At 35.5% G+C, this 3,503-nt stretch carries 4 protein-coding genes; 2 read left to right on the top strand and 2 right to left on the bottom strand.

What is annotated here, in order from left to right; translation table 11 throughout:
* Positions 1-3 precede the first annotated feature (3 nt).
* Positions 4-360 (bottom strand): 30S ribosomal protein S6, encoded by a 357-nt coding sequence (gene rpsF, locus AC1DPQ_RS21570; protein ID WP_029277408.1) that lies wholly within the window; start codon positions 358-360, stop codon positions 4-6.
* 291 nt (positions 361-651) lie between these two features.
* Positions 652-1,245, bottom strand: a complete 594-nt coding sequence (locus tag AC1DPQ_RS21565) for a hypothetical protein (protein WP_477610830.1) — start codon at positions 1,243-1,245, stop codon at positions 652-654.
* A 182-nt stretch (positions 1,246-1,427) separates the two neighbouring features.
* Between AC1DPQ_RS21565 and AC1DPQ_RS21560 the strand changes: the two genes are divergently transcribed.
* Together AC1DPQ_RS21560 and AC1DPQ_RS21555 are read left to right on the top strand one after the other, a co-directional pair.
* Entirely contained in the window at positions 1,428-2,291 is an 864-nt protein-coding gene (locus AC1DPQ_RS21560) for an AraC family transcriptional regulator (RefSeq protein WP_477581060.1), read from the top strand.
* Positions 2,292-2,367: 76 nt separating this feature from the next.
* On the top strand, positions 2,368-3,503 hold a 1,136-nt coding region (locus AC1DPQ_RS21555), incomplete at its 3' end, for a hypothetical protein (RefSeq protein ID WP_477610829.1).

The raw sequence follows: 3,503 nt of genomic DNA, 5'->3' as shown, positions 1-3,503 counted from the left end.
CCATTACGCTGCAACCTCCTTAGTTTTTTTGTTAAAAGCCCCACTACGCTTTTTCTCATTGTAAGCAACAGCGTGTTTGTCTAAACGGATTGTTAAGAAACGTAACACACGCTCATCGCGTTTTAATTCAAGCTCTAATTTTGCGATCAAATCACCTGAAGATTTGTATTCAGTTAAGTTGAAGAATCCGTTTGATTTTTTCTCAATTGGATACGCTAATTTTCTCAAACCCCAATTATCCTCTTGGACAATTTCGGCTCCGTTATCAACAAGGATTGCTTTATATTTGGCTAATGCCTCTTTAGCAACTTCTTCTGATAACAAAGGGGTTAGAACGATAACAGTTTCGTACTGATTCATTGTTATAAATTATGTTTTTAATTTTTAATCCCGAGGTATATTACGGGGATGCAAAAGTAACAATATATTTCTTAAAATCAAATGATTAATTATAAAAAAGAAGAATCGCAAGCAATTAAGAAAGAAAAAGTTACATGATAAAACGAAACACCGAAAAAGACCGCGATACACCTACCTCATCACCATTCTGGTGCCTCAAATCTCATTTCGCATATCTCACATCTAATCTCACAAACAAAAAAAGGGAGACTATCTATCCGACAATCTCCCCATATCAATTAGCTGTAATGTTTAATAAGTTTGTATCGTTTTAACAAAACTCTCTTCTTTATACGTCACCACAAAGGTTAATTCTTTAGAATCTGTTTTGCTGATATTGAATTTTTTTGTCAACTGCACTTTATCTTTAAATACTTCGCTGTAAACCTCGTCATTGTATTCGTTGTATACTTTAACTTCGATTGGATTTTTATCCAGGTTATCCAGATCAAGGGTAACTACCTGATCTTTTTTAGTATAAACCGGTTTAAATATGTTAGATACTTTTGGCTCAGACACCAATGCCTCACCATCTTTGATGGTTACTGTATATTTAGCCAGTTTTAATTCAGACTCTACTTTAAGCACATAGTTTCCGTCAGGAARTGCATTTAAATCATAAACCTTGCTTGATAAAGCTGAAGCATGGATATTTTCTTCAAATAAAACTTCCTCATCTGCACCGATCAGTGACAGATTAACGTCTTCTGCCTTATCTACAGAAAAACGGATAAACTTTTCTTTTTCGCCTTTTACTTTTAGCGTAAAATTATCATCGTTAGCGTGAACACCCGTAGCAGTAAAAAACAACGCTGCTATTAAACCGATTTTTAAGAACTTTTTCATAACCAATATTTTTAAAGAGTTAATAATTATATGACACCACTAAGGTATGGAGGTAACTGAGATATAGGCGATTGCATATTTTCCAATATCTATGCTAGATTACCCCAATTACAAGGGTATTTTATCATAAGTTATAATAAAGCATATTTTTTATGTATTTTAGTACAATAAATTAGAAAATAATGAAGCCAAGTTTCGAGGTTGTTGAGCCTTCTTTCGGGAGTTCATTCTATTATTCAAAATATGTAGAAAACGCTAATAACATGGCGCACCTCTGGCATTACCACCCCGAAGTTGAAATGGTATTTGTAAATGGCGGTGCCGGAAAAAGGCAGATTGGTAGCCACGTTTCTTATTATACCGATGGCGATCTGATCCTGATTGGCAGCAATCTCCCCCATTGCGGATTTACAGATACCAATACCGGGAATAAAAACGAAACGGTAATCCAGATGAAGCCCGATTTTTTAGGCGCCACTTTTTTAGGCCTGCAGGAGATAAAAGGAATCTATGAGCTTTTTGATAAAGCAAAGGCCGGAATTGCATTTGGCAGCGAAACCAAAAGTATGGTAGGCGACAGGATCGAAATGATGGACGATCAGCCTCCATTCGACAGGCTTTTAACCCTGCTCAGCGTTTTAAAAGAGCTCGAACATGCCAAAGATTATAAAATTTTAAATGCCGACGGGTTTTCGATGGAAATGCAGGTGCAGGATAACGACCGCATTAATATGATCTTTAACTATGTAAAAGATCATTTTCAGGATCAGATCAGTTTGCAGCATATCGCTGAAATGTCGAGTATGACTGTTCCCTCCTTTTGCCGGTATTTTAAAAAGATCACTAAAAAAACCTTTACCCATTTTGTGAATGAATACAGGGTGGTACATGCTTCAAAGCTTCTGGCCGAAAAACCCATCAGTATTGCCAATATTTCTTACGAAAGCGGTTTTAACAACTTTAGCCATTTTAATAAATTGTTCAAGGAGTTTACCGGCAAAAGTGCATCAGAATATAGGCATGAGCTTAAATCAGTGATCAAATAATTTACATCCCTTATTTAACAGAATTTAACAGGCAATAACCAGTTTTTTAGTTATACTTGTTTTTCGATCTAAAGCAATGAAAAACAGTTCTCTACACCAAAAAATCATACTAGCCTTTTTTCTGTCGATAGTTACAGTTGGCCTGTATGCTCAAAAAACAATCAACAGCCCTTCTATTGGTTTCAATAGCAATGGTTCAACACTGAAAATCACTAAAATAGTAACATCAGATACCGCTACCGTGTTATGGTTCACCACCACTTACCCTGCTGGCCAATGGATCAGGATCCCAAAAGACACTTACCTCCAAGACAATGTTGGCTCAGCTAAATATTATATCAAAAATACTGTTGGCGTACCATTAGCCGCACAGTATTTTATGCCAAAAACGGGTGTAGTATCCTATCAGCTAATTTTCCCAAAAGTAAATGCAAAGGCTACAAGCATTGATTATGGAGAAGAAGGTGACAACGCCTGGAAAATTTACGACATTGCCCTGCAGGAAAGCAAAAGTTTACTTCCAAACTTTATTTATACAAGCTGGTATAATAAAAACAATAGTAATCTCGAAGTTGCTTTTTTCAATAAAGAGATAGTTTACAACAACAAAATTTGGTCGTATAAAAATGTCGTTAAAAAAACCAATAGTGTTAATACCACTATATCTATTACCAATGGAAAAGACACCAAACAACTATCAATTAAGGACTTAAAAAACAATAACATTAGCCTTACCATTGGCAATAAAACAATTCAATTGATCAAAAATCAGGTAGATTGTAAAAGGACCATCAGCAAAGAAACCTATAAACTTCCCATCTTCAAAAACGACAGCGCTACTTTTAGTGGTTACATTAAAAACTACAGTCCAAAACTGGGCACTAAAACCTTGATCATATATGTAAACAATATTATCGCAGGAGGACAGGAAAACCAGATCATAAAAATACAGAAAAACGGCTATTTTTCAACAAAAGTAGGAATCTATCACCCTGAAAGAGTTTTCCTTAGGTCAGATATATGCAATGAAAATGACATCTATCTGGAGCCTGGTAAAGAACTTTTCGTAATTATCGGTGATGAAAAAACTAAGTATGCAGGTGAGATGGCCCAATTAAACGAAGATCTTTCCACACTAAATCAAATACAGCTATTCGACTACGAAAAAATCCAGAAAAAGATTGTTCGCATGCCCCCGAATGAGTACAAGGA

The sequence above is a fragment of the Pedobacter sp. 01T416_2 genome (genome assembly GCF_056398925.1).
The sequence above is the reverse complement of the archived record's forward strand: the minus strand, read 5'-3'. Positions and strand labels throughout refer to the sequence as shown.

What these genes read in the sequence shown, in the direction of transcription:
- rpsF (WP_029277408.1), bottom strand. Translation starts at nt 360, where the DNA reads ATGAATCAGTACGAAACTGTTATCGTTCTAACCCCTTTGTTATCAGAA.
- AC1DPQ_RS21560 (WP_477581060.1), top strand. Translation starts at nt 1,428, where the DNA reads ATGAAGCCAAGTTTCGAGGTTGTTGAGCCTTCTTTCGGGAGTTCATTC.